Here is a 25104-nt window from a genome sequence, read left to right on the forward strand (position 1 = left end):
CAAGTTGAGCAAAGGGTATCGCTATTTTTCGACAATAGCGACTGAGGATGCGCTACCGAGCCTGCTGAAATTCAGTCTAGACCGGGTAGCGATATGAAGTGCGGTTTTTGGGAATGAGGGTAGCGAGCAACCGTAAACCGGATGTTCTCACCCTTCCGCAAACGGTATATCCGCTCGGGATGCATGAATAAAATATGCTGGAGGCTAGAATGGTCTCGCCTCAATGGCAGCCCCGCAATGGAGCGCTGCCGAAGCGTCGAGCAACAGAGTTGTTTAGCCCGGATAAAATCCATTGAGCGGCTTTCTGAACCTGCCCAAGCGCAGACAGTCAGTTTGCCGCCTGCTGAATTATCTGGATTAAAGCAAGCCAGGTAAGAACGCGAGGGAGGCTGCATCTGCCGCCCATACATACACTAAAATCGAGAATTTCCGGCGCGAAAAAGCTAGCCGGCATACGCCCGCACTAATTCATCGACATCGATCTTCTTCATGCGGAGTATCGCCTCCATGACCCTTCCCGACTTTTCCGGATCGGGATCACTCATCATTTTGGCCAACACGCTGGGAATGATTTGCCAGGACGCTCCATATTTATCCTTCAGCCAGCCGCACTGCTGTGCCTTTTCGTCTCCGCCTGCAGACAGTCTCTCCCAGTAGTAATCCACTTCTTCCTTGGTTTCACAATCGACCTGAAACGAGACGGCCTCGTTGAATTTGAATATCGGGCCACCGTTAAGCGCGGTAAATGCCTGCCCATCGAGTTCAAACTCAACGGTCATTACCGATCCCGCTGGTCTTCCATGCACCTCGCGTCCGGCTTCTCCATAGCGGGAAATATTCAGAATCCTTGAATTCCGGAAAATGCCAGTATAAAACTCAACCGCTTCTTCAGCCTGATTGTCGAACCATAAACAAGGGGTGATCTTTTGAGTATTTGACATGACGTTTTCTCCAGTCGGGATGGGTAATAAATATGAATGACCATACTATCGGTTAGTCGTTTGCGAAACACCGATATCGACAAAACAGCGAATTAAAATTATTTTCACACCTTGGGCTACCCTACCCAGTTTCACTGGCGGTCACCTTTCCGGCTCAAGCAACGTCACCACACCACTCGTACCATCAACTTCCACCCTGTCCCCGTCCTTGATCCGGGCGAGTATGCCGGGCAGGTTGACCACTGCTGGAATACCGAATTCACGAGCGACAATCGCGCCATGCGACAAATAGCCACCCGTCTCCACCACCAGCCCGCCCGCGCTGAGAAAAAGCGGCGTCCAGCCGGGATCGGTGGAGGGAGCAACGAGAATATCGCCCGGCTGCAACCTGTAGCCCTCGGACGGATGGCGCAGAAGACAAGCTTTTCCTCGGGCACGGCCTGTGCCGGTGGGTATGCCCTGGCAGCGTGATGAATCATTATCTGGCGCAACGGCGTCTTGTGCCTGCCAGCCCGGCGTCGAATGCCGTGCAGCCTCGACCAGAACGTCCGGCGCTGCTTCCCTTGACCACTGTTCGAACAATCCATTCCGCTCGGCCACGCGTGCCCCCACGCCGGCCGCTGGAATGTCGCCGCTTAGCGCACGCAATATCTCGGAGAGCATGAGCTGAAAAATGTCCGTTTCCCGCGCCAGCGCCCCCTGCCCGGCCAGGTAGCGCCCGGCGGCCATCAACAGCTGGCGTTCCGGTTCCATATAGGCGACCAGCGCGCTGCGTGCGGCTTCCCGCTGGTTGCATTCCTGGCGTGCTGCTTTCGCCAACCCCTCGATAAACATCCGCTTCCAGAATGGCACACCAGCCTTGATGCGCGCCAGTGCTTCGGCTACGGCTGTCTGCTGGCGAGCCCGCAACGCCGTTTCATCGACTTCGGCCAGCTGCCCCAATGATGCCAGCAGATACTTTGGCGCTTCCCGCCATCGCGGATTGCGGAAATAGGTTTCATACAATCCCCGGTGGCCGTAATGCTCAAGAAATACATCAAAAGCTCGCCGAAATTCCGGATTTTCCCGGTAGCAGTCGCGCTGATGGTTACCCGAAGCTTCATGGTTTTCTCGCAAGGTAATTTCCCGTGACAAGCGTGCCAGGGCCATCAACTCATAGCCTTGACGCGCCGTCACGCTCGGCTCGCCGCCCGCGAGCAAGGCGGTGCCCAGCGCATGTCCCTCTCCCGGAAAATACTTGTCTAACTGCTCGACCAGCATCGACAGGCTCCCGCCGCCGGAACCCTGCAAAAAAAATAAATCGATCGCGTCCCGCCCTGCACGAAACTGGCGCAGGATTTCCGTCCGCAATCCTTCCGCATTCCCGGGTGGCGTTCTTTTACGCCACTGGCCCGCTTCAATCATCGCGCGCTCAACGGCTTGCATGCCCTGGCGGCGTTGGGCCGGAGAACGCATCGCATAACGCAATACCCGTCGCAAACGTGCAAGACGGCCGCCAAGACTTGTCGCGGGCACTGCAATTTCGGGTTGATGGCCGCCGATCAGCATATTCACCGCCTTGGGACCGATGCCCAATGCATCGAAACATTCCCATTGCAACAAGGAAAGCGCCAGATAAAGCCGGCCGTGAAAGAGCCCGGCACGTTGCGCCCCTGGCAGCACCGGGTAGCCGGCCAGCAGGTAGCCCTGCGTCAGCAATCCATTGACGAGCTTGCGTGAATTACTCCAGTCGATGGGCGACAGCGGCTCAGGCACCACCTCGCAGGTGTTGCCGCGCGTCCAATACGCGGGCTGAGTTTGCAATGCGGCATAGGTGTAACGGGGCCTCGCGGTAACCGGCCGGCCTTGGGTCAGCCAAAACCGGTCGCCATCCCACACCCATTCCAGATCGTAGAAGGGGTTGGCGAAATCCAGCGCGACAGCGGCATCACGCAGTAGCTCGGCCAGATGCGACGCTTGATCGGAAGAAAGCACGAAAGCCCCGGCTTCAGCTGCCAGTGTGGCGGTCATTGCCGTTCCACCACCCGGCCGGGTGACGGCTTTGGCTGCCTTGCCGCCCATGCGCCGGTGAAGCAATGTCCAGTGATCATCGAGCGGATCTTCGGCAAAGACGTATTCATCGCCATCTGTCTGCCCACCGACCAGCGCCTCGCCCAGGCCCCATTGCGCGTGAATGACCAGCCGATCGTCACGGCCGCTGATAGGGTCGCAGGTAAAAGCGATGCCGGAGGCAATGGCGGGGAGCAAGGGCATGATGATCACCGCCATGCCGGGTTCCACATCGCCTGTATCCAGCCCCAGTTTTTGCCGGTAAGCGAGCGCCGCCGGGGACCACAGCGAGGACCAGACCTCGCGGATAGCCGCCTGCACCTGCTCCATGCCGCATACATTCAGGCAAGAGCGGTATATGCCGGCGAAAGAAGCCTTGGCCGAGTCTTCTCTGGCAGCCGAAGAGCGCACAGCCAGCGGCGCATTCAACCAGCCACGGGCGGCCAGAGCCTCCTGCAATGCGCCCGCTAATTCAGGGGAAAAAGGCTCCCCATCCATGTGTGATGTGCCCCACCCGGCGGGGATCACCAGCCCCTCCGGCACCGGCAGACCAAACCGCTTCAGCCGCGCCAATTGCCAGGCTTTGCCTCCCACCGCCGCCGGATCGACATCGGCGGCCAGAACGCCTTGCCAGTCGAGTATCGCAGGTTGCGCTGCCATGATTATGACCGTGGCCTCAGTCCAAATAGAAAGAGATCAAGCATCCGGGAAAATTCCTCCGTCAATGACAGATCCTCATGCAGCAACCATCGCAACAGCGCCGCCAGATAGAGAAATTCCAGGTAAACCGCCAATACGTCTGGCTCACGCACTGCGCAGAACTCTCCGCTTGCCTGTCCTTGTGCAATAAAATGGCAAAAAATGCGATCCAGGCCGCTGCGCGACCCGGCATCCAGCCGGCGTGGCTCGCTCAGCCGGAACTGTACGTAGGGCAGCAGGTAGGCACGATGCGATTGGGACCATGCGGCGCTGCGTTCCAGAAAAGCCCGCAATTGGCCCTCGAAATTTGGCAGGGCAACAATATCAGCCAAAACTTGGGGCCATGCCTTTTCCAGTTCTCGATGGAAACGATGCCGCAACAAGGCCTCCTTGGCCGGGAAATGCTTGTACAGCGTCCCCTTGGCGACATCCGCCGCATCGGCAATGCGCTCCATGGTCACCGCCGCGAAACCCTCGCTTTCAAACAATGTCCAGGCCGTATCCGCCAAGAAATCGAGTAACTGCAGACGCTTACGCTCGCGGCGGCCAGGCTCAACGAAATGGTTCGCGATATGCATCTTTATCCCTGCTGGATTTATGCCGCCGACGGCCCATTGGAGTAATCTCGACCTTAATAAGGTAAACTATGTATATAAATATACGACGTTCATTTATTTATTGCAATGCCTGTGTAGCTCCTTCACGCACATAAATAAAAATTAAGGTTTAATCTCTGGCTTTGCATATGCCGCTAGGGTAATCTTGCAATAACGCGCGAGAAAGCCCATTACCGCTGAGTGTGCTAACAACGTAAGGCAGGTTTTGGGTTTAAGAATGGATGAAAGAGAATGCGAAGCATCCCCCAAGTTTTAAGACATGTCCTCTGTGGCCTGCTTGCCAGCGCTTTATCTCTTGCGCCAGCATTTGCACAAAATCCGATAACCATCGAATTCAAAGGTGTGGATCAATCCGTCAAAACACTTTCTTTGAAAGATCTTGGCGCCATCACGCCAGCGGTCTCGCTGAAGGTTTTTGAAGCGCACGAAAATGCGGAACGCATTTATCGCGCTTTCCCGGCCCGGCCGGTATTGGACAAGGTATTCGGCGAAGAGTGGAGAAAGGCACAGGAGATCGCATTCACTTCCATCGACGGATACCAGCCAAGCGTGCCCGTAGCCAAGTTTCTCGCCCATGATGCTTATTTGGCCTTCGCCCATGAGAATGGCGCGCCATTCACGATGACCAACACGCTACAGAACAACGAAATCGTACCACTCGGACCGTTGTACCTGATCTGGGACAATATCAACTCCAAAGAACTGCTTGAATCCGGCGCCTCGGATATGCCCTACCAGATCAAGCGCGTCGAGGTCAAGTCCGTGGCTCCGTTTCCCAATATGGCTCCCCCGGCAAATGCCTCCGTGGAAGTACAGCGGGGATTCACGCATTTTCGCAAGCACTGCATGGCATGCCATACGATCAATGGCGAGGGGGGTGGCAAGGCGCCGGAACTCAATTATCCGGTCAGCGTGGTCGAATACATCAAGCCTGAGTACCTGAAGCGCTGGATCGAGAATCCCCAAACCATCCGGCACAACACGACGATGCCGGGGCTTGCGAGGGGGATTCCCAATCGGGAAAAGGTTGCGGAAGAACTGATCCTGTATCTCAAGGTAATGAGTATTGCAAAGCGCGCCCCGGCAGGATCATCCGCTTCCGGGATGCCGCAGTCAGGAACCCGATAACACGCGCGCGTTTGACACGGTCTTGATTCAGGGTCACTCCCCCCCTCGATCTCCCGTCAGCAATCTAAAAGAAGTAATTGACTGAAAAAACGCCTTCGTTGTAATGGTCGTAGCGGTTCAATTCCACCCGCACGTCAAGATTCTGCGAGAGCGCATAACGGGTTAAAAACTGAGAAGTGAAGAAACGCTTGCTGTCGCCCAGCAAAAAAACCTGGTAACTGCCGGCAAGTTTGACCCTCAAATTTTTAGTGACATCGTAATACGCGCCCACCTCCATATCGCCGCCAACACGGGAATATTCTTTCAGGTGATCCGAAAATTCCGCTTTCAAATCCACAAAGGAATATAACAGCAGGGGCGAGAAAAAATCCGGACGATAAGACATGCCTCTCCCATACGTGACATTGACGGCATTGCAATAATTGCAGTTGCGATCCCTGAGGGTGTTGAGCCCAACATCCAGGCGCCAGGAGTATTTGGGAAGCAGGGGATCGTAGGGGGTGAGGGAGGTGATGGACAGTATCTTGGCCCGGTCCAGCCTTATCCGGTCGGAATCCATGTAATATCGAAGCGCGAAATCCAGGAATATGATTTCCGAATTTTTATCGTAGCCGACATCCCTCGCCATTAAATCATGGTAGGCTGGGCGATAGGCAAATTCCATGAAGGGTTCGTGCGAATTGTGGCCGAAACCCACGCGAAAGCGGTCTGTCCCATGCCCCTGGTCCGGCCGGGTCGAGAAGTGGGTGATGCCCCCCGCGACATCTTCGGTAGTGGGCAACCGGCTTCTCGCCGACAAAACCGAACGGGGTATTTTTATTTCCTTGTCGCTCTTTTCCTGCATGCTCTGGTATTGCAGGTAATCCATGTAAGCATTCAGCACGAGCGCTTGCGATTTAGGGGAAAGATTTACAAAAGCGGTGCTTTCCGGCGAAATTTTCCCCTTGACCAGCTTTTCCAATATCTTTTTTTCGCGCTTGATCATCTTGAGGCGCTTATCGTTCATCTGGCTGAGCACCGCGGGCCGGTATACGATATTTTTTACCAGGCCTTCCTGCGCCATCACGAGTTTTACCGTATCGGTGGGGATCACGCTAAAAAAAAACGAATCTTTCAATCGCAGGTCGGGGTTGGCGATCTCCAGCAGGGCAAGTACATGGTAAGAGCAGTTTTCCTGGAAATAGTAATAATCGAAATAGGTGCCACCCAGCTCCCATAGGTGCAGCAGCATCATCTTCAACTGGTCTTCGGTAAACTTGAGCTCGTATTCCCAGAGATCCCGGCTTTCCCAGTTGTTGTATTCCTGCACCTTGGTGTAATAGGGGAAAATGGCGAAACGGCCCTCGAATGCGCCGGTCAAGCCCTTGAGCGCATAAAGGAATGAATTTTCGGTGTCCGTCGCCGCGGCGTAGTTGACGCCGTAGTTCATCAGATTATTGCCGCTGCCCCTCCTGCGGCTATCGATGCGCATCAGCGTATGACCGAACATGGATGCGGGGTTGTTCAGGAAATAGGAGGCAAAGACCAGTGTGGCCCCGACTGGGTCAAGGTTTTCCATCCAGCGGTCGAGCCGTTCACATGGCTGTACCTCCAGTCGGTCGAGGTCGAATGACAGTTGCCGATTCAGCCATTTGAACCGGGCGGGAAAATTGCATTGCGGATGCTCCTTGCCTTCCGCGACATCGGCCAGCGGAACGAAGAAGCTGGCGAGCGTGGCGGCCAGCTCGGCTTCCGGATCGGTTTTCCCCTGGGGAGAGTTGAAAAATTCCATCCCATCGGCTTCGCTGACCATACCGCCCAGGAGCCGCGTGTCGTACTTCAAAAGCAGATGCCAAACGCGCTCATGGGCAAGTTTTTTTTGCTTGGCTTGCTGTTGCAGTTCCGCCAGGTAGTGGGTGGCGTCTTTTTGCTTGGAATGAGCAGAGGCAGGAAAAAAGCAAAACCAGGAAAGCAGCCCAACGACAATACTAATATGCCGCACAACGGAACCGTAGGAGTAATAATGATAAAAACGGGCATAGGCTTTCACCTATACCCGTTCGTCGTTTTTTTTAATTCAATGCGGCTTGCGTGATATTACAGGAATTTGCCAGAGTGGGATTGCTGGTGATCTGCTTTTCAAGCTGACTCAGCAATTCGGTCGAGGTGGTCTTATCGCTTGATACCAGCGTATCAAATTTTTCCTGGACCATTGCACCAAATTCCTGGTGCTTCGCTGCGGGGCACTGATACAAGCTGGCCAGGGTGTATAGATTTTCACCTTTGCCTTGCGCCATTTCCTTAACCAGGCTGGTGTAATTCTCCTGCGCAAATACCTCCCGTTCTTTGCTCAGCTTTACTAATCCATGGTCGCCGCAATTCGAGGTTCCAAATGTAATCCCGAAAGTTTGGGACCCGAAGGTTCCATTGGTTGTTGCGGCAAAAATCTGCTCAACGCCTTTCTTCTGTGCGTTCTGAAAGACCATTGAACCCAGCCCACAACCTGCTGCACCATATCCAGCTGCAAAAACAGAAACAGGAAGTAAAAACAGGGAAGCTGCTGCTGCAATCAGACTATATCGTCTCATAATTCTCTCTCCAATAAAGAGGTTGCTGTCACGTCAATTTAGATTAACTACCCAATAGCTTCAAAGTACCCAGTTTCAAAACTCATAAAATGATCCAGGAAAAATAACGGCCTCTCCCTGAACCCAAATTGAATTTACTGAACGTCTCCCGGATTGTCAAATTTATATTGAGTTTTAGGAAGTTAAAGCGTTCAGCTTTAATAATTTAGGGTTGCAAGGTAGAGGGTGAACTCGCCATCCTCAAGAATGCGATTGAGCAATGGACAAATAAGCTGAATTTTCTCGATACATTTCAGCCATCGCTTCGTCATGAGTCCTATCCGGGATCACGTCTTTCCCCTCGAAACCACATCGAACTTCAACCCGCTGCTGCCTTCACCGCGGCCGGTGACCTTGCTGCGGCCAATCCACAGCAATCCACGCCCCTGGGCATCACGGGCATAGTTGAAGCTGCGTTTGAGCTCGATGCCGTCACGCGGCACTTCCTCTTCTTCAACGCGCAGATAGTCGTTGGCGACAGCGGCGCCTGGATCGAGGCGGAGCAAACTGCCGCGCGGGTGGAACATGAAACCTTGCAGCTGATTGTCCGCTGCCCCCTGAACCGGCGTGGTCTCGACGAAGCTGTTATTGCGAAGCCGGGCGATGAATTCGCTGTAACTTGCATTGTGCGGATCGCCCAAACGGCTTTCGGTCACCTGGTAGTAGTGCGTCACGACTGCGCGCTGCAATTGGATAGCCCAATTGGCGGGGGTTGCACCCGCCTTGCGCACCGGGAGGAACGGCACCCAGTTGGCCGCCACCGGCGTCTGCAACCGGTACTGCAACAGCGCGCCACTCGCCACCGGGCTCATATCGGGCGGCGGGCGCAGGGTCTGGGTGGTGGAGAGCCGGGTACTTTCGAACTTGCGGTCGATGGGCTCCCCCGAAGTGCCTTGTACCCGCTTCTCGATGCCCCACACCAGGTTGGCCATCTCATCGCGCATCATCAGCACGTGCTCGAGGGGCGGGCCTTCGAGTGTGTCCAGTTTCGGGCAGAGATACAAGGTGTTGCTGAGCCGGTCCACCGGTGCGCCCGCGGCGAGGCTCATCTCGTACATATTCCACTCGGCGGGCGGAATCGCCAGTTCGATGCCGAAATTGTCGAGCACGGTGAAGGTGGTCGTGCGATATAACGCGTTGGCCGGCAAGGTGAGCGGCAATACGAACCAATCGTTGCCGAAAACCAGCGCGTACTCGAGCACCGCCAGGCGCGCAAGATCGCTCTTGGCGGCTCCAAGCATGCCGAAGTTGACGCGCCCGTCTTCGAACTCCCAATAACGGTCGGCAGGCATGCCGGGGTAGTGAGCGGCGGCAGGCATGGGCGCGCGCGCCGGAATCACGCTGAAGGCATCCGAAGGGCCGGTTGGCGCCCCTGCTGCAGCCCCAAGCGTGTAGGTATGCCAATCCAGCCGTCCATCCGTATATTCATCGGCCAGCAGGCGCACCGCTGCGCCCTCGCCTTGCGCGCCAAGTGAAAAACTGTACTCGAGACGCTGCGGCTCCCAATAGGCACTGGCCCCCGGCATGGTGCCGTCGAGCGCCAATTCTTCGAGCCACAGCGCCCAGCGCTCCATCAGGTCACAGTAAGCTTTTATCTGCCCTACCGAAACGCCCCTGTCGCTGGCAAATGCTTCGAGCGCAGGTCTGCTGCCGGCAAGATCCTTCAGGTCACGTGAAAGTGCGAGCGCATCGATGGCACGCTGGTTGAGCAATGCATTCCATACAAAACCCGCCGTGTCGGCTACAGGATCATCCGGTGCGGCGAGCGACGCGGGATATTTGTCCAGCAGGGCCTGCACGGTCGTGCCCAGGCTGGCGGCGCGCAACATGCGCATGAGCTGTTGCCCGGCTTGTGCGTTCAGCTTGGGGTGTACCGGCAGCACCTGCTCATGCTCGACATGCGCCTCCACCGGCGCAGCCCCGGGTGGGAGCGGCAATGCAGCAACCGCCCCGGTATTATGCTCGAGCGTGGTAACGGGCAATCCGGCCATCTCCAGCACCGCGCTGATGGGACTGCCCGCATCCTCGCCCTGGAATTCATTGAATTGCCACTGCCGCGCCAGCATCCAGAGGGGATCGGCCACGCGGGCCTGCAGACTCTCGGCAACGTCATCGCTGGTGGGGAGGGGCTCGAGCCGCGACCAGGTGGTATGCGACGGGTCGGGTCTCGCGACGAGCGGCGTCCTGGCGGTGATTTTAGCGGCGGATGCAGAGATCTTCATTGCGCGGTCCTCATGGTGTACATCATTCGCTTCCGGTCATCAGTGTCTTACCCGCCGCCATCGTGACGGCGCCGCTGCCCAGGCTCGTGGCCGCACGCAGCAGATCGAGATTCTTTGCCAGCATCGCGCCGAAATTAACCGACGGCACATCCTGCTTGAAATTGTTGGACAGGAAGATGCCGGGCAGTATCAGCCCCAATCCCTGCAAATCCTGGGGGCGTACCGCACGCAGGCGTGCCAGCGCCAGCGCCTCGTTCACCACCCCGAGCAGCTCGTCCAGCGTCCAGTTCTCCGCCGCCGGATCGGCGGGCACCGCCATGAGAATGCTTTGGGGAGGGCGCGCGCCGGGCGCGTCAAAATGAAAACCAAGACCCGTGGTTTCCTTATCGGACGGGATCGATTCCATCCACTCATCGACGAAGAGTCCTGCCATTGCCCCATCGGCGTCCAGCGTGGCCAGCGCGCCGGGAGCATGGGCCGCCACGGCTACCACTCCGCGCAAATCCTGGCCGGTGGCCGGTGGCAATGCGGCCCAGCGCGCCGCGGCATCGCGTGGAAATTGCAACAGCTTGAAATCCAGCGCATCGCTCTCATAGCCCGTGGCGGCGCCCAGCGCTTCCGCAGCCGTGAGCGCATCGGATAGCATGCCGGTGGCTTCGCGCACACACGCCAGCTTCGGCAACCAACCCGCGATCACGGCATCATCGTTCCCGAGATCCGCCTTGGCCAGCAGCGCATCGCGATCGCCAAGCGTTGCCTGGGCCTCGACCGCAAAGGCGCCCAGCTTAAACATCGGCAGCACCGGAAAAGCCTTGCCCATGATGGAATGAATACGATCCAGCGCCGCCTGCACCTGTCCGCCAAAGCCCTCGGAAACCGCGGCTTCCTGCGCCGTTTTGATGCGCGCGCCCATCTCGTCGCGCAAGGCGCGGACTCGCGCCACCGCGCGGGCCGCCGTATCGCCGGGCGCCACCTGTTCGCCTTGCACCTCGGCCGTGGGCGAAGCCGGAACCGCGTTGCTTGCCAGGGCGCTCCGCCAACCCAGCACATAGGCTTTCGCGAGAGCTGCCTGTGCAGCGGCGAATAACGCCTGCGTGCCGGGCGCAACAGGATCGAGCGTCGATAGATCCTCGGGGGCAAGATCGCTGGCCGCATCGAGTGCCGCCAATGCGTCGGCTGCCTGGGCATCGGCGATGGCAAGCCGCCCTTGTAGTTCCGGCAAATCCACCCCCGCGAATTCGCCGTCGTCCTGCGTCGCATCAGCCTCGACTCCGTCGCGAGCCTGAACCATATCCATTCGGCGCAGCGGCCTGGATTTATCCACCAGCCGCCGCAATACCCACGCAAATGATTCGAATGCGACCAGGCCGATATGATCCGCCTGCGTCGCATCGGCCTGCAGTACAACCGCCATCCGGTCGGCATCGCCCCCCACCTCCGCGCGCAGCTTGGCACCCAGGAGCGTGCCTAGGCGCTCCTGCACACCGCTGTGTCCACCGCCCTGCTGCGCTTCGCTTTGCAGCACGAGCGCCAGCGGCGAGAGTCCCAGCTCGGCGATACCGGCGCTCAGCGTTTTGCCGGTATCCGTCCACGGATCGGCGGGACCGGCGGGCGGGGCAAATACCTTGGCGACAAACTCGTAGCGCGCCGGATCACCCAGCAGGCGGGCAAGCCAGGCATTCAGACGCGGCTCCATGCGGGCGGAAATTTCGTCATCCGCCACGCCGGCCCAATCGCCAAGCGCTGTGGATTGCAACGCCACCACCACACGCTGCGTGTAGCCCCGCGTCGAATGCGGCGTCTCCACCACGCGCGTTTCAGGGGGCCGCGTCTGTTTATCCAGCGTCATCATCGCCGCACCCGCGCCTTCCATATTACCGCCCACCATCTGGTATACGCTCTCGGAAATCAGCAAGTCCGACACCGAATCCATCTGATCCAGCAGATCGTCGATGATATCGGCAATGGCCCCGCCTTGATGCGTCAGCGCGGCCGGCACGCCGGCCACCGCAAACGCAGCCTTATTGCTGCGGTAGGCGTCCATCATGCGCACGCCATCGACCACATCGCGCGCAGCGATTTCTTCTTTCGCCTCGTCCCCGCTGTTGCTGCCTGCGGGCCGCAGTGGGAATACGCGGCGGAATTCGAGAATATGCTGCGGCAAATCCTTGTCGCGCAATCCCCGCTCGAAGCGATAACCCAATAGCGCAGCCATCGACTGCCCGTTCGCCAGACCTTCGAGCAACCGTTTCGCCCGTTTGACACGATGCGAGCGCAGATCGATGTCGAAGGCGCTGCCGGCCGCCTGGCGGTTGGCCAGAAAACCACTGCGCAGAATGGCTACCGCGGCGGCTTGCTGCAGCGAGGGCGCGTGCACATAGCCCAGGCTGTCGAGCGACTGGCTCGGACGTTGAGATGAGTCGGGCAGCAGGTCCTCCACGATGCCGAACGCGCCGATGTGAATGCCTTCGGGTTTCGACTCGCGCATGGCGTCGAGCCGGCGGGTGGCATGCGAAGTGATCCATGCGTCGAGGCGGTGAGCGAACAGGTCGAGCGTGGTGCGGAACGCTTGCTGCAGCTCGCCCGCGGTACGGTCTTTGAGAAAAGCCAGGCTATCGTTGAAACTGGCGATGTTGCGCATGTGCTCGGGCCATAGCTGCGCCGCCATGCCGAGCTTGGAACCCATAAACTCTTCCACCGACAATTGGCCGGTAGTGCCGGTGAGTTTGAGGCCCAGCACCGCCCGCGCATTGTTGATGTCAATCTGGTCGCCCACCAGCGTACTGCTGTCCACACCGATGTACTCGGCGGTGCGAAAGCGTTTTGCCTGATTTTTCAGTTCCACGCTCAAGGTGCCGATGGTTTGCAGGTGCCCGTAAAACAAATCGTGGCCGGACTGCAACACCTCTTCGTCGGCCGCGAAGCCCAGCATCGCCTCGAGCAGCGATTCGCCGTTCTGCATCGCCGCGAGCGGCGAGCGGATATTGCTGGTGGCTTGTGTCAGCAACTGCAACAACGTTGCGATGTAGTTACGCTTGAGCATGACGGCGCCATCGAGTTCGCGTTGCGGCTGATCAGGGTCGCGCTGCACCCAGGGCACGGCATCCATGGCGTGCGGTTTCGGGCGCACCGCGCAAAGAGAAAGGAACGGAATCTTGGTTTCAAATAACTGCTGGTCGAGCAAGTCGGCAATCAATCCACGCAGCATCAGGCCCTGAAACTGGGCAAAAGGCGCAATGTCGGGATAATTGGCAATCGTCGCCGGGCCGGCCACCTCCCAGTAGCGTTTTGCCGTTGCCCAAGGTTGCATCGCCAGCACCTGATGCAGATTTTCGGCGTTCGGGTCACGCAAGGTGGGGACGCGTGGAATCGCGCTGTCCCAGAAATTGCGGAACCATTGTTCGGCCTGCGCCAGCTCACGCTCCAGCGGAGAATTGGCGGGCGGCACATAGTTGCGCGAGGTGACCGGCAAGATGCCATAGGGCTGCTTGCCCACGCGTAGCGCCGACAACGGGCCGCCCGCACGCAGGTAGCGCACCGCCCAGGCGCGCAGCTGTTCGTTTGCCGCGTCGTCAATCAAACTGTTGGCGCTGGATAACGGGTTCCAGAAATAACGTAAGGTATAACCCAGCGTGGCGTTCCATAGCGCATTGAGCATGTGGCCCGCAGTGGCGCCCTCGGCCAGATCGGCGCCCGGAATGATGCCGGCGTCGAACACTTCGGCAGGCAAGCCCAGCAGGCGCTGCAGACGCGCACCGGCACTCGCGAGCTCGACCGCCGCGGCAGCGGCTCGTGCGTCCGCATTTTCCGGATGCAGCTCAGCTGCGGCATCGGCGCCGTTGGCCGCGAAGCCGGCGCGCGTACTTGCGGTATTGTTGGTCGGCGTACCCTGGGCCACGAACTTCAGACCGCCGCTGTGCTGATGGTTATCCAGCAACGTGGCGATAAGGGCGGCCGCCGACTCGGGCGTCTGTGTCCAGTCGACACCCAGCACGATCAGGCGATCGATGCGGTCACGCATTTTCGCGCCGGCCTTCAAATCCGCTTGCGTAATATTGATGGCCATGCCGGCATCGAGCGCGGCCGGGTAATTGACCATCCACGCACGATCGCCGCCAAAGGGATGGTGCTGCTCCGGATCATCGACGAGTAACGGATCAAATGCCGGTGACATCGGCAGCAGATCGGCCACCGGCCGGCCCCACTTGCGAAATACCTCGCGGCCTCCCGCCTGGCCGATGACGACGAAGCGATCCGGCAGGGCGGTGGCGTAAACCGTCGCCGTATCGGTGTTCGCAAGGGGAATCGACCCATCGTCGAACGCTGGCGCCACTCGCTCGCCATTCGGTGCCTGGCCGATCTGCGCGATGTTGCCGGGCGTCGTGCTGCGCACGATCCACGCGGCGCGCGCGGGCGGGTAGATACGCACAATCTGTTTCCAGGGCGACTCCGCATCCTGCGGCTCGGCGAAACGCTGCATCCAGTAACGCTTGCCTTCGCTTACCTCGGCAGGCGTCAGGCCCGGCTCGTGACCAAAGGCGTGAATGACATCCGGGTAAACGCGCACCATCAGCAACGAAGCGTCATCGGTGTAGCGCGTCTGAACCGCCACCGGCAGCAGCATCACCGGATGCGCCGATGACAAGGCTTGCACCAGCACCGCCGGGTCGCGCTGCGCCAGCAACTGCTCCGACAGCTCCTTGAGCCCGGCCAGGCGCTTGGCAGTACCGGCCATTGCGTCGCGCGCGCCTCCCTGCAAGGTTTGCACGCTGCGTTGCTGGCGCCTTACCAGCGCTTCGGCCGCACCGCTGCGCAGCAAGTCGTCAAGGCTGGCTTGCGCCTGCTTGAGCTTCACGCCCGCATCACGCTGCGTGTCGCGTTGCTGAGCCAGTTCGCCGCGGGCACGCTGGATGGCATCGAGGTTCAGATTCAATAACGGCATGAGATCTCCTCAGGTCTTCAGGTCGGATCCGATGAAATACGCGCGAAACGGCTCTTGCAGCAACGCCTTCGCGACTTCGGCGGCCGTGGGTGTAGTGGTCAGCGTCGGGAACGAGGCAAACGGCTTGTTCGGTACCTGCACCAGGTTCGCCACACTGGCGAAAGCGCCCGGCTGCACATCCACATTTGTCCACGACAAGGCCTTGTAAGGGTTATAGTTCTTGTAGAGCGGTGCGGCGACGTTGGCTTCCAGCTTCACCAACGTGTCGAGCAGCACCGGACGCCGCTTGCGCCCCGGCTGGCCGGCGACGGGATCCGCGACGTCAAACCCGAAGCGCGGCTCGGTCATCTGCTCTTCGAGCACGAAGCACCATTTCTCTATCTGGTCGTGGTCGATGTCAAAGCCAAAGAAAGTAATGTCTTCACCAATCACACCGGAGAATACCGGCAATTCGACCGCGCCGTCGGGCCGCTGGCCTTCCGCGTCTTTCAGCAGCGTGTTGGCGTTGCTGGTTTTCTTCCATGCGTAGACCGATGTATTCGGGTAGCGCCGCAACAACTGACCACGCACCAGCAGCGCCACCCGGTCGGGATCGCCGGCGATCGGGTCGGCACGGTTGCCCAGCGGTTGCGCTCCCCATAAATGCATCGGCTGCATATCATCGAGGGGGATCAATGGATAAGCCGGTGCCGGACCCAGTTGCTGACGTCCCCAGAAGCGCTGGAACGGCGTGCCGCGCAAATCGGTCGGGAAGCCGCGCCACAGCAATTCGCGGTTCATCTCGAAATTGGCGCCGGCCATGAAGCTGTCGATGAAATGCTGATTCACTCGAACCAACATCACCAGGTCTTGCGGAATATCATCCACGCCGGGCATGAAGGCATTCTTGTCGTACTTCGCGAGGCGTTCATATAAAGGTTCCGGAAGCTTGGGCCAGGCCATCACGCGGTCGAACAGCACGGGGATCATGAAGCGCTGGCGGGCCAGCGCATCGGTCAGCGACAGGTGCGCCGCAACAAATTCGTTGGCGGCGTTTGCCGCCAGGTTGGATACTGAAACCATGGAGGCAAGCCGCGCCGAGAGTGTCGCTTCGGGTTGCGTGCGCAAGCGGATGATCGCCGCCGCCCCGGCCATGCCGAAATCCACCGGCTTCACCACCACGCGGCTCACCACATACGCATCCCGCCAGGCGTTTTGCGTGCCGCCTGTGGCCACCGCATAGCGCTGCAGGATATCGCGGTCGCGCAATACAGGTGGCATGGTCAGCGACACCGTTGGCGACACCCGCCCCGCGGCTGGCCTGCCGGTAAATTCGAAATTCTCGTTGAGCGCAAAATTGACCGGCGCGGCACCGGGGGTGGATGCCAATGCATTCACCGGCAAGGCTGCGAACACCCCTGCGGTGTCGAACCTCCGGATGTCGGCTATCCGCAGGTTGCCGAGCTTGATGCCAGCCAATGGCAATTCCGCATCCCGGGCCGTGATTTCGCGGCGCAAGCGGTCGAATGCGCGCATAACCGGCTTGTCCAGCCGTACCCCGCCGCTGCGCGCATCCAGGCTCACCGTGCCGAACTGCAGGCGGCCGGACTCGCGATGCGCTTCGATCAAAATACCCTGAACCCCACGCCCGCCCAACGCCTGGATCGAGTTGGACACCACGATCCAATCGGTCGATTGCACTGTTGGTGCGGCGGCGGCCAACAGGCCGAAACGCTCGACATGCAGGTCGGTAAAAACACCCTGGCCCCTGCGAATCTTCAGCTCGGGCACCCCGCCGCGTTTTAGCAAGTCCGTACTCTGCCCCGCGGCGGCATTCATCTGCTTCACCTGGCCCACCGTAAACCGGCGGCCCAGGCCGGATGCGCTGAGATCGAGCGTTCTCCCCGGTGCGCCGCCCAGGTCGACGGTAGCGAATGCCTTGGTGCTAAGGATACCGTCGGGCAAGAATGCGTTGACGCTGAAAGCAGCCGGCTTGCCGCTTGCACGGGCCATGACATCCACGTAGCGTGCGGTCTGCGCAGGCAGTGTTTCAAGGGTGCGGGTCAAGCGCGACGCCATGCGTAGCGAACGGCGCGCCGGGCTGATGGCCCGGCGAAGCGCGGTGTCTACCATGGCGGCAGGCAGGCTGGAACGGTCGATCTGGCCACCGAGCGAACCGATCTGCCCGGCGATATTGAACCGGGTGCCATCGCCCGCCAGCGCCTCGATGCGCGGCAGCGCCGGCCCCATCACCTGCAACAACCGCTCGGGCGCCAGCACATCGAAATGCTTGGCCTTGAGCGCCCGCTGCGCCTCAATTGCCAAGCGCGTCAAATTAAAACGCATCTCGGCATCAAGGATGGTGCCGATCTGGTCCCAGGCCGCGTCGACAAACGACTCCTGGTTTTGCCGCACCACTTCCGCTCCGTAGCCAGCCGCGCCGCGATAGCGTGGGTTGAGGTTCAGATCGGCCACCCAATGCTTGCCAAATTCCGTCTTGGCCGCCTGATGCTTCCTGGCATGCCACGCGCCGATCATCGGCGGCTTGACTTCGAGGCGGCGTCCCGCCGCGTTGGTGCTGCCGTTACCGACCGGGTTGACGACATTTTCCTGGGGCGTGTTGACGATGATGGCGAGGCTGTCAGCCTGTGTACCGTTGGGCGGCGCTCCCGGCGTATAGCTCAGCGGCACCAGCGCGCCTTCCATCGTCGCCTCGAGACCCGGCGTGGAGCCGTTGAGCAGGTCATCGACGCGCATGGGCGCGGTACCCACCTGGGCAAGCGCATCACCGGTCGGCGTGTTCTTATAGTATTTGGGGGTGCGCAGGCGTCGCGCCAGCGACTCGAAATCGCCGGCGGGGCCGGTGGAAAATTCCCAGTGGAAATACACTGGCAGCAGCACGTCGGCGGCGATGTTTGTATCCCATGCGGGACCCAGTGTCGCCATGCCTGCCGGATTGGCATCCGCCAGACCGAGGCCGCGCAGCCGCCCCGGCTCGAACGCCGGGACCACGCAGGCAACGTAATCCTTGTTGGGTTCCAATCGGCGTGGGCAAACCAGGCGCGACACATTACTCGCCGGATCATGCTGCAGGTCCGACTGAATGCCGATGTTGTCGGCCGCTTTGCTGACAACTTGCGCATGCGACCACGACCACGATTCCCCGAGCCCCGGCAACTCGCTCTTCACATCCGCACCAGAAACGCGTATGGTCGGCAATGGCCCGTTTGACGGCATTTTCGGTACGCCTGTCCGGGCACGGTCAAGAACCACCAGCACCAGCCAGGGACGCAGCCGGTCGTCCGCATTGGCCTGTGCGGGGGTAAGCATCCAGGGGAAATCGGGCGGGTCGAAATCGATGATGGCGAGGTAGTTCGGCTCGAAGTTGCACGCTTGCGGCTTGGGATCGGTGCGCAGCACCAGCCGTGTGTCGATGCCGGTTACATCGCCCGGCCCATGCAGGGCCATCTGCAGCGGATTGATCAGCGTCCCGGCATTGGGGCCGGCCAGCGTTACCCCTACGGGCGCGCTGGCGCGGGCGGGCAGCAACGGCTGGACGCCGAGGTTGTCGGGATTGGCCAGTGCAACGGTAAGGCCGCGCCGCACCCACGGCAGGAACTGGTAGGAAACCGCCATATGATGTTCTCCTGTTCTTCTTCAGCGTTCTTCGGTGCGTCGGCTCAAAATGTCTGCACGGTCTCGAATGCTTCAACCACTTGGAGGCCTGCGCCGCCGCCCCGAGCATAATCTTCCGCATGCCAATACGAATGCGTGGCCGCGCCGGTGAGTGCCGCGCCCTTCATCGTACCCGCCGCCAGATCTATTGTTTGGAGGGGCGGCGGGTTGACGTTGATCTTTACCTCTACCGCAGGCTTGAGCTTGGCCGCGCGCCGCAGCTCGGAGCGGTTCGCCGCGCCGAGCGACTTTGCCCAGGTCATGTGTCCGGTCTCGGTGAGCGCCGCATAGGACAATAGCGATCCCATCGGGGTGGAGAGATTCACTTCTTCGTAGTCGAATACGTCGGCTACCGGAACGCCGAACAGGTAGTCGCGCTGGCCTACTTCAAAGCCGGCTTCGAAACGATCGAACGAGGGCTTGGCAAAAGTTTCGTCTTCAGTCAGCTCGAGAAATTGCGCGGCTGAAAAATTGTCGTCCAGCTTGCGATCGGCTACCTTGGTAATGGCGCCAAACACAATCTGGTCAATGGCGATTTTCGTTTCGCCATCGATGCCGTCGGTGCCCAGTTTCGCCAGCTTCTTATCCAGCGGCATGCGCTTCTGCACGAACTGGAGCACCGCATTCGGATGCGCTAGAATTCCGATGTCATCGGATAGCTTCGCGAAGGTGGCAAACGCATCCCCCGCCTGGGGGAGTTGCGCGGACCAATTACCCGTTTTCTCCAATTCGATCTTGAGTTCCGCCGCCAGCGACAAGCGGCGCACCGTGGTAGCGCGGTCTTCACCCCAGCTCTCATCGACGTGAAAACTGAAGTCGGGCAGCGGCCACGGCGTATGGATTTCGGCACGGCCGACAATATGCCAGCGGCCTGGTCCGGCGAACAGGCCGTAGATATCCACGCTCGCGAAATCGATGCCGAACACCTCGACACCGGCCCAGACATGCAGATCGACCTCGAAGCGGAACTTCGGAACGATGTAGATGATGGCGTCGAATTCGAAGCCGCCCTCGAAAGCCGCAATACCGACGTCGCCCCAGACGCGCATCGATGAGCCGCCTTGCACGGTGGCCGAGGTGACGGCAAAGTAGCCGCGAAATTGCATGCCGACGATGCCGATGGACAGATCCGCGCCAATGCGCTGGAATGGCGAGGGCAAGCCAGGCGGCAGATCGGTGAAGCGGGGGTGGAAGCCCCCGGCGCTGATGAGGAAGCTGGGCTTGTCGCCAAAGATGGCACGAAAGGCGAACTGGCCGGTGAGCGAGATGAACACCACGCGCGAGTCGCGCAGCATGCCATCGAACCAGATCTTGAGGGGATCGAACACGATGCCGCCGGCAAAATCGACCTGGAGCCGCAGGATGGCGAGCGACTTCTCCACCAGCGGCGGCAACTGCACGATCACTTGGCCGACAAATACGATCTGGCTGGCTTCAATCAGCACGCCCACACGCGCCGTCACCAGGCTTGGCGTGCCCCAGCCCAGCTCGAGCATCGGTCCGATGACAAAACCCCCTGCCTTGAACGGAAAAATAGTCCGCAGTTGATTGATGATCTGCGGCGCATTGGCGATAGGGTTTTGCGGAAACAGGAAACTGTCGAGCGACCCGCTGGCGAGTCCCTGCGACAGCGTATCGACGCTTACGGTGTGCTGCACGCCCAGCAGTCCGCCGATACCGGTGAGCGTAAAGCCGAAGCCAAGCTGAATCGGCGGAAGCTGCGCCGTGATGATGAGCAGCAGCGACCATCCACCCGGATTTTTGGTGGACAGAAGCCCGATGGCCTTGACCCCGATGGCGGCGATACGGATGTCGAGAATACCGCCATACTCGCCGTGTTCCGGGTCGAACAGGAGGAAGCCGCCGCCCTTGACAATGCCGGCATCGATGCCGAGCCCTACGCCCGAAGGTGGCTTGAGGTCATATTTTGGCGCCACGCCGCCGGCGAGCAGGTCATCCAGCCGGAGCACCGTGCCGAGCCGGTCGATGGAACCGGAGAACGGGCCGATCAGCACCTGGAACGACCCGGACAGCTCGATGTCGATCTTGTTCAAGTCGCCCGCCTTCGTCATTTCGAAAGTCAGGAACGGGATCTGTACCGGGCTGTTCGGAATTTTCTCCAGCGGGATCGTGGCCTTGAGGCCGGTACCGTCCTTCAGTCTCAACCCGCCCCCCGCATCGGCGATCAGGCCGAAAGTCAGCGCTACTTCGATGGCATCGCCAAGCACTGCGCCGAGGAACGGATCGTCGCCGATCTTGAGCACCAGCTTGCCATCCTTCAGATCGAACTCAACCTTGGGATCCAGCTGCTTTAACGTGAAGCCGCCGGACAGCTCCCCTATGGAGAAGTGGGTACTGTCCTTATTGCCCAGGATCAACGGCTCAACACTGCTTGCACGCTTGAATAAAATACCGATCTCCGAAGTACCGGTCAGCCTGGGCGGAGGGATACTCGCCGGCAACGGCAGCAGAGCGGGCAGATCGAATTGAACCTGCATGCCGCCATCGGCTTTGAACTCGATCTGGAATGTGGTGTCGGCGCCACCTCCGGCCTTGACTTTCGTCAACAGCGCGGCGTACAGCGTCTGGGGGCCTTCGAAACCCAGCGTTGCCTCAAGCTGTCCCGGAATCAGCCGGTAGGTCTTTGTCGCGAGCGCAGGCACGGGAATCGCCGCGCCGGGAACTACCCAGCCCTTTGAATCCGACAGATTGGGCGCACTGAAAGAACGGTCAAGGATGGTACCCACCGCCATGATCACAAGGCCGAGAATCATCTGCGGCTCAGCCACCTGCGCGTCCGACAGGGCATTGCCCGCGGGATCTTGCCCCTTGATCAGATACACCAGGCGGCGCGCCGGCGGCCTGGCATCGGGCTCATCGGCGTCACCGCTCAGGATCAGCAACAGTTTCCCGATGGAATAGGCGCTCGGCGGCTTGCCGGGGTCGGCCGAAACAATGCGATTGATCTGCCGGATGACCTTCGACAGATCGTCGAGCCCCACGTTGCCGCCGCCGATACCGGACAGTAACTCGCCGACCGTTTTCAACGCCGCCAGCGTTTCACCGGTGACCAGTGCCGCAATGGCGAGCGATTCCGCCTCCGCCCGCGTCGCGGCAAATGCCTCCGGATCGATCGTAGCCGAGGTTTTATCCAGCTCGAGGCCCAGCCGGGTACGCAAGGCGTCGGCCAGGGGCGCCGCGAGCGAAGCCGGGCCTGTCGCCGGAATATCAGCTTCCAGCGCCGCCACCGTGGCTTGGAACCACTTGAATACCCGCAGAAATACCTTGTCGGAAGTGCCAGCCATGTAGGCTCCCTTTTTTTGATTATTATGCGGCTACTGCCCGAAATCTATGCAATTGCCTGCATCACTTGCCGGGCCTTGCCTCTGCCTGACCAGAAAACGCCAGCGCCTTGGCTAAGCGCTCCTATCTCGCAATCCAGCTTTTTTCTTTTTAGCAGAAAAAAACAGAAAATCCAGTATATGCATGAGTTATTTCTGGAATATGTATTGATCTTGGTCACTATGTCGCTTTTTAGGTATCGGGACCTTGCCAACCGACCTCGCGGAACCCCCCAATATTTGAAGCATCTCCCCCTCCCGAAGGAAATTCTGCAAGATCCCTGGCTCAACACCCTCCTTTCGCCGCTTGCGTTGTTAAAAACCCTTCAGAGATTGGCGTTTTTTTTTTTGTAATGCTCGTGCATGATTCGTCCATGCAATTCTCAAACCCAACCCGTACGAATAGCCAAAACCTAATCGCGATCCACTGGAACAAGCGCCAACTTCGTGAGGTGTACAACATTTGTTCAGACAAATTGCACGTCTGACTTAAATAACGGAGATCCCTTAATTTGAGTTTCTTATATGTCGTATTCCTGTTCTTAAAAGAAAGATGACACAAATGAATCGTATATCAAGAAATAATAAGCAAGCCCTATTGATCAGCATAGGTTTCCTGCTGTTGACCGTCCTGAACTTGAATAACGTGCATGCCAACAGCTTAAAGAACCTGTGGAAAGATAGCGGAATGGAATTCGGCGGCTGGATCAATGGCGGCGCAACCTACAACGCGAATAATCCCTCCGATGGTTTTAATGGCGCGGTTACCTTTGCTGACCGGGCGAATCGTTTTCAGCTGAATCAGCTTAATTTGTTTGTACAGCGTGCCGTCCCATCGGAAGGCACGACCTGGGATATTGGAGGCCGTTTTGATTTCCTGTTTGGAACAGACGCCATCTATGCCCAGGCTTTCGGTATTTCGGCGTTCGATGAGAACACTGGCGAGCCATCGAATAGGGGGAACTGGGATCTCAATTTGTGTTGCAACTCGACACGCACCTATGGCATCGCGCTTCCGCAGGCCTACCTGGAGGCATACGTCCCGGTCGGAAATGGCCTCAATATCAAGGCCGGACATTTTTATACGCCGCTCGGTTATGAGACTGTTCCCGCTCCCGACAATTTTTTCTATACGCGCGCCTACATCTTGAATAGCGGTGAACCGTTTACCCATACGGGATTGATGGGTAATTATACTGTCAATGCAAATTTATCCGTTCTAGCCGCCGCGACTACCGGCAGCGCTACCGGGGGGTGGGATGGCGGTTTCGATAAGCAACTGGACAACTGGGGTGGTTTAGCTGGCGCCATATGGACCAGTGACGATAGAAGAACCTCGGTCACTGTCGGCGGCACTTACGGGGAAACGGCCACCCGGGAGCCGTGGATCATGTACAGCACCGTGCTGCAGCATCGGATCACGCCCAGGACTCACTTCGTTTTGCATCACACTCATGACTGGGCAGGCAAAATCTTTTTGGGCGACAGGATCAAGAATACCGAGTGGTATAGCATCAACACGCATCTGACCTATGATCTTCTGAGTGATTTGTCCATCGGGATTCGTGCCGAACGGTTCCATGACAGAGACGGCTGGCGTGTCTTCTCACCCTACCGGATACTTTCCGCGACTAACAACAAAGGCGTCAGTTTTGCAGGCAACATCCCATTTATTAGCGCACCGGCTGATTATTACGCGGTCACGCTGGGGATGAACTGGAAGCCCGCGAGAAGACTAAAAATTGACTGGAAACCAATGCAGAAACTGAATATTCGCCCAAACATCCGTTATGATAGAGCAGATGGTATTGATGTAGCATTCCGTCCTTTTGATGGAAGAAAGGACCAATTTCTATTCTCCTTGGATGCCACAATTCCGTTCTGACTAGACCGATGGAAGAAACCCAGCGGACAACCCCGGCTGCGGGAATTGTAGGTGTCCGCTATAGCCCGCTCACGGCATTGGGCGCCTGGGTGCTGGAGGCAGCATGATTTTCATTGAGCCTGGCAGCCATCCGCCGATGCAAAGCGGCGGCTTGCATGGTGGCCCTCGCGGTCTTCTCGTAATGGAGGATTAACGCGTGGGTATGCGATTGCAGGTCTTGCGCTCGCCTGCCGTAGATATAGCTTTTATCCTCGTAGTGCTCCAGCAGTTCTTTCTTTTCCTCTACCTTCGCCTGTAACGCCGAAGCAGCATCTTCATACTGCCTCGCTACCGCCTCGTGATCGCTTTGCGTAGTTGCATTCTCGGCCGCTGCACGAATCTCAGGGGTGTCAATCGGCTGAGCCGCCGTCGCGGAAGCGCTCACCGAAACCAGCAAGGCTATCATCAATGCCGTGAATAAATTTCCTGATTTTGTCTTCATGATAGCAATGGACCAATTAGGAAGAGAACGACTTTATCTTAGCCCAGCCAATGCTATGGGTATATTGGGGAAACCCTGGTTTTGTAGTAAGGAAAACTATTAGCGTTAGAAATGAGAAATGACCAACCCGCAGTACCATGGCAACAGCGAGACGGTAACCCCTGATACCGTGCGTCGGTAACTGATCATCATACTGAAAATCCAGCGCGGGCCACCCGGCAAAAAAAAGAATAAGCGCATAAGCCGGCATCCAATCGAATACGAGCAGCACGCCACTTTTTAGTGGCGCGGACAAAACTCTGCTGCGCCATCCCCCCGATAAACATGCCCAGTTAGCTCCTGTTGGGCCGCCAAAGTGATATTGGGACAGTCTGCCCATAAGTTTGGGATAGGCTGCATAGTCCCGCTCGATAATCGCGCCCATCATATCCCCTGTGGTTTTCCTGTTAATCGAGCGGCCAGATGCGAGGGGTCTAGTTAATAGATCACAGGCATGGACAACAGGGTCGACATCAATTTACCGGGAAGCCGCGGGCACG

Annotated in this window: 13 protein-coding genes; 2 read left to right on the forward strand and 11 right to left on the reverse strand. The window is 58.7% G+C overall.

The genetic code is table 11. The annotated features are described in order from the left end of the window. Positions 1 to 443: 443 nt before the first annotated feature. The 3 genes from SQ11_RS11985 to SQ11_RS11995 all read right to left on the reverse strand — a co-directional run bounded on the left by SQ11_RS11985 (position 444) and on the right by SQ11_RS11995 (position 4267). Positions 444 to 941, reverse strand: a complete 498-nt coding sequence (locus SQ11_RS11985) for a VOC family protein (protein ID WP_041514382.1) — start codon at positions 939 to 941, stop codon at positions 444 to 446. A 141-nt stretch (positions 942 to 1082) separates the two neighbouring features. Continuing rightward, positions 1083 to 3650: a PEP/pyruvate-binding domain-containing protein gene (locus SQ11_RS11990; protein ID WP_041514383.1), complete on the reverse strand. Its 2568-nt coding sequence runs from the start codon at positions 3648 to 3650 to the stop codon at positions 1083 to 1085. A gap of 2 nt (positions 3651 to 3652) precedes the next feature. After that, positions 3653 to 4267 carry a TetR/AcrR family transcriptional regulator gene (locus SQ11_RS11995; protein WP_041514384.1) on the reverse strand — a complete coding sequence of 205 codons (615 nt, stop codon included), beginning with the start codon at positions 4265 to 4267 and terminating at the stop codon, positions 3653 to 3655. 270 nt (positions 4268 to 4537) lie between these two features. Between SQ11_RS11995 and SQ11_RS12000 the strand changes: the two genes are divergently transcribed. Continuing rightward, on the forward strand, positions 4538 to 5434 hold the full coding sequence (locus SQ11_RS12000; RefSeq protein WP_052494210.1) for a c-type cytochrome: 897 nt from the start codon (positions 4538 to 4540) through the stop codon (positions 5432 to 5434). A 64-nt stretch (positions 5435 to 5498) separates the two neighbouring features. Here SQ11_RS12000 and SQ11_RS12005 read toward each other — a convergent pair whose 3' ends face one another. The 6 genes from SQ11_RS12005 to SQ11_RS12030 form a co-directional block, all read right to left on the reverse strand. Further along, positions 5499 to 7463, reverse strand: a complete 1965-nt coding sequence (locus SQ11_RS12005; RefSeq protein WP_232297992.1) for a DUF4105 domain-containing protein — start codon at positions 7461 to 7463, stop codon at positions 5499 to 5501. Positions 7464 to 7485: 22 nt separating this feature from the next. After that, a complete protein-coding gene (locus SQ11_RS12010; RefSeq protein ID WP_041514385.1) occupies positions 7486 to 8001 on the reverse strand; it encodes a DUF3015 domain-containing protein in 516 nt (171 codons plus the stop codon). 326 nt (positions 8002 to 8327) lie between these two features. Continuing rightward, positions 8328 to 10262 carry a hypothetical protein gene (locus SQ11_RS12015; protein WP_041514386.1) on the reverse strand — a complete coding sequence of 645 codons (1935 nt, stop codon included), beginning with the start codon at positions 10260 to 10262 and terminating at the stop codon, positions 8328 to 8330. 22 nt (positions 10263 to 10284) lie between these two features. Beyond that, positions 10285 to 15204 carry a hypothetical protein gene (locus SQ11_RS12020; RefSeq protein ID WP_041514387.1) on the reverse strand — a complete coding sequence of 1640 codons (4920 nt, stop codon included), beginning with the start codon at positions 15202 to 15204 and terminating at the stop codon, positions 10285 to 10287. A gap of 9 nt (positions 15205 to 15213) precedes the next feature. Continuing rightward, the gene (locus SQ11_RS12025) at positions 15214 to 18819 is read right to left on the reverse strand and encodes a hypothetical protein (protein WP_041514388.1); all 3606 of its coding nucleotides are present in this window, start codon (positions 18817 to 18819) and stop codon (positions 15214 to 15216) included. 44 nt (positions 18820 to 18863) lie between these two features. Continuing rightward, a complete protein-coding gene (locus SQ11_RS12030) occupies positions 18864 to 22163 on the reverse strand; it encodes a DUF6603 domain-containing protein (protein WP_041514389.1) in 3300 nt (1099 codons plus the stop codon). A gap of 598 nt (positions 22164 to 22761) precedes the next feature. Between SQ11_RS12030 and SQ11_RS12040 the strand changes: the two genes are divergently transcribed. Further along, positions 22762 to 24084, forward strand: a complete 1323-nt coding sequence (locus tag SQ11_RS12040; protein ID WP_041514391.1) for a porin — start codon at positions 22762 to 22764, stop codon at positions 24082 to 24084. A gap of 58 nt (positions 24085 to 24142) precedes the next feature. On the opposite strand, the gene SQ11_RS12045 is transcribed toward SQ11_RS12040, so the two are convergent. Together SQ11_RS12045 and SQ11_RS12050 are read right to left on the reverse strand one after the other, a co-directional pair. Continuing rightward, positions 24143 to 24565, reverse strand: a complete 423-nt coding sequence (locus tag SQ11_RS12045) for a hypothetical protein (protein ID WP_041514392.1) — start codon at positions 24563 to 24565, stop codon at positions 24143 to 24145. Between the two features lie 16 nt (positions 24566 to 24581). Then, positions 24582 to 24992: a hypothetical protein gene (locus SQ11_RS12050; protein ID WP_041514393.1), complete on the reverse strand. Its 411-nt coding sequence runs from the start codon at positions 24990 to 24992 to the stop codon at positions 24582 to 24584. Between the last annotated feature and the right edge of the window lie 112 nt (positions 24993 to 25104).

The sequence above is a fragment of the Nitrosospira sp. NpAV genome (assembly GCF_000832065.1).
Taxonomy (GTDB): domain Bacteria; phylum Pseudomonadota; class Gammaproteobacteria; order Burkholderiales; family Nitrosomonadaceae; genus Nitrosospira.

Coding starts and splice junctions, on each gene's coding strand:
- SQ11_RS12040 (WP_041514391.1), top strand. CDS start 22,762: ATGAATCGTATATCAAGAAATAATAAGCAAGCCCTATTGATCAGCATA.
- SQ11_RS12045 (WP_041514392.1), bottom strand. CDS start 24,565: ATGAAGACAAAATCAGGAAATTTATTCACGGCATTGATGATAGCCTTG.
- SQ11_RS12050 (WP_041514393.1), bottom strand. CDS start 24,992: ATGATGGGCGCGATTATCGAGCGGGACTATGCAGCCTATCCCAAACTT.
- SQ11_RS12030 (WP_041514389.1), bottom strand. CDS start 22,163: ATGGCTGGCACTTCCGACAAGGTATTTCTGCGGGTATTCAAGTGGTTC.
- SQ11_RS12000 (WP_052494210.1), top strand. CDS start 4,538: ATGCGAAGCATCCCCCAAGTTTTAAGACATGTCCTCTGTGGCCTGCTT.
- SQ11_RS12025 (WP_041514388.1), bottom strand. CDS start 18,819: ATGGCGGTTTCCTACCAGTTCCTGCCGTGGGTGCGGCGCGGCCTTACC.
- SQ11_RS11985 (WP_041514382.1), bottom strand. CDS start 941: ATGTCAAATACTCAAAAGATCACCCCTTGTTTATGGTTCGACAATCAG.
- SQ11_RS12015 (WP_041514386.1), bottom strand. CDS start 10,262: ATGAAGATCTCTGCATCCGCCGCTAAAATCACCGCCAGGACGCCGCTC.
- SQ11_RS11990 (WP_041514383.1), bottom strand. CDS start 3,650: ATGGCAGCGCAACCTGCGATACTCGACTGGCAAGGCGTTCTGGCCGCC.
- SQ11_RS12010 (WP_041514385.1), bottom strand. CDS start 8,001: ATGAGACGATATAGTCTGATTGCAGCAGCAGCTTCCCTGTTTTTACTT.
- SQ11_RS11995 (WP_041514384.1), bottom strand. CDS start 4,267: ATGCATATCGCGAACCATTTCGTTGAGCCTGGCCGCCGCGAGCGTAAG.
- SQ11_RS12020 (WP_041514387.1), bottom strand. CDS start 15,204: ATGCCGTTATTGAATCTGAACCTCGATGCCATCCAGCGTGCCCGCGGC.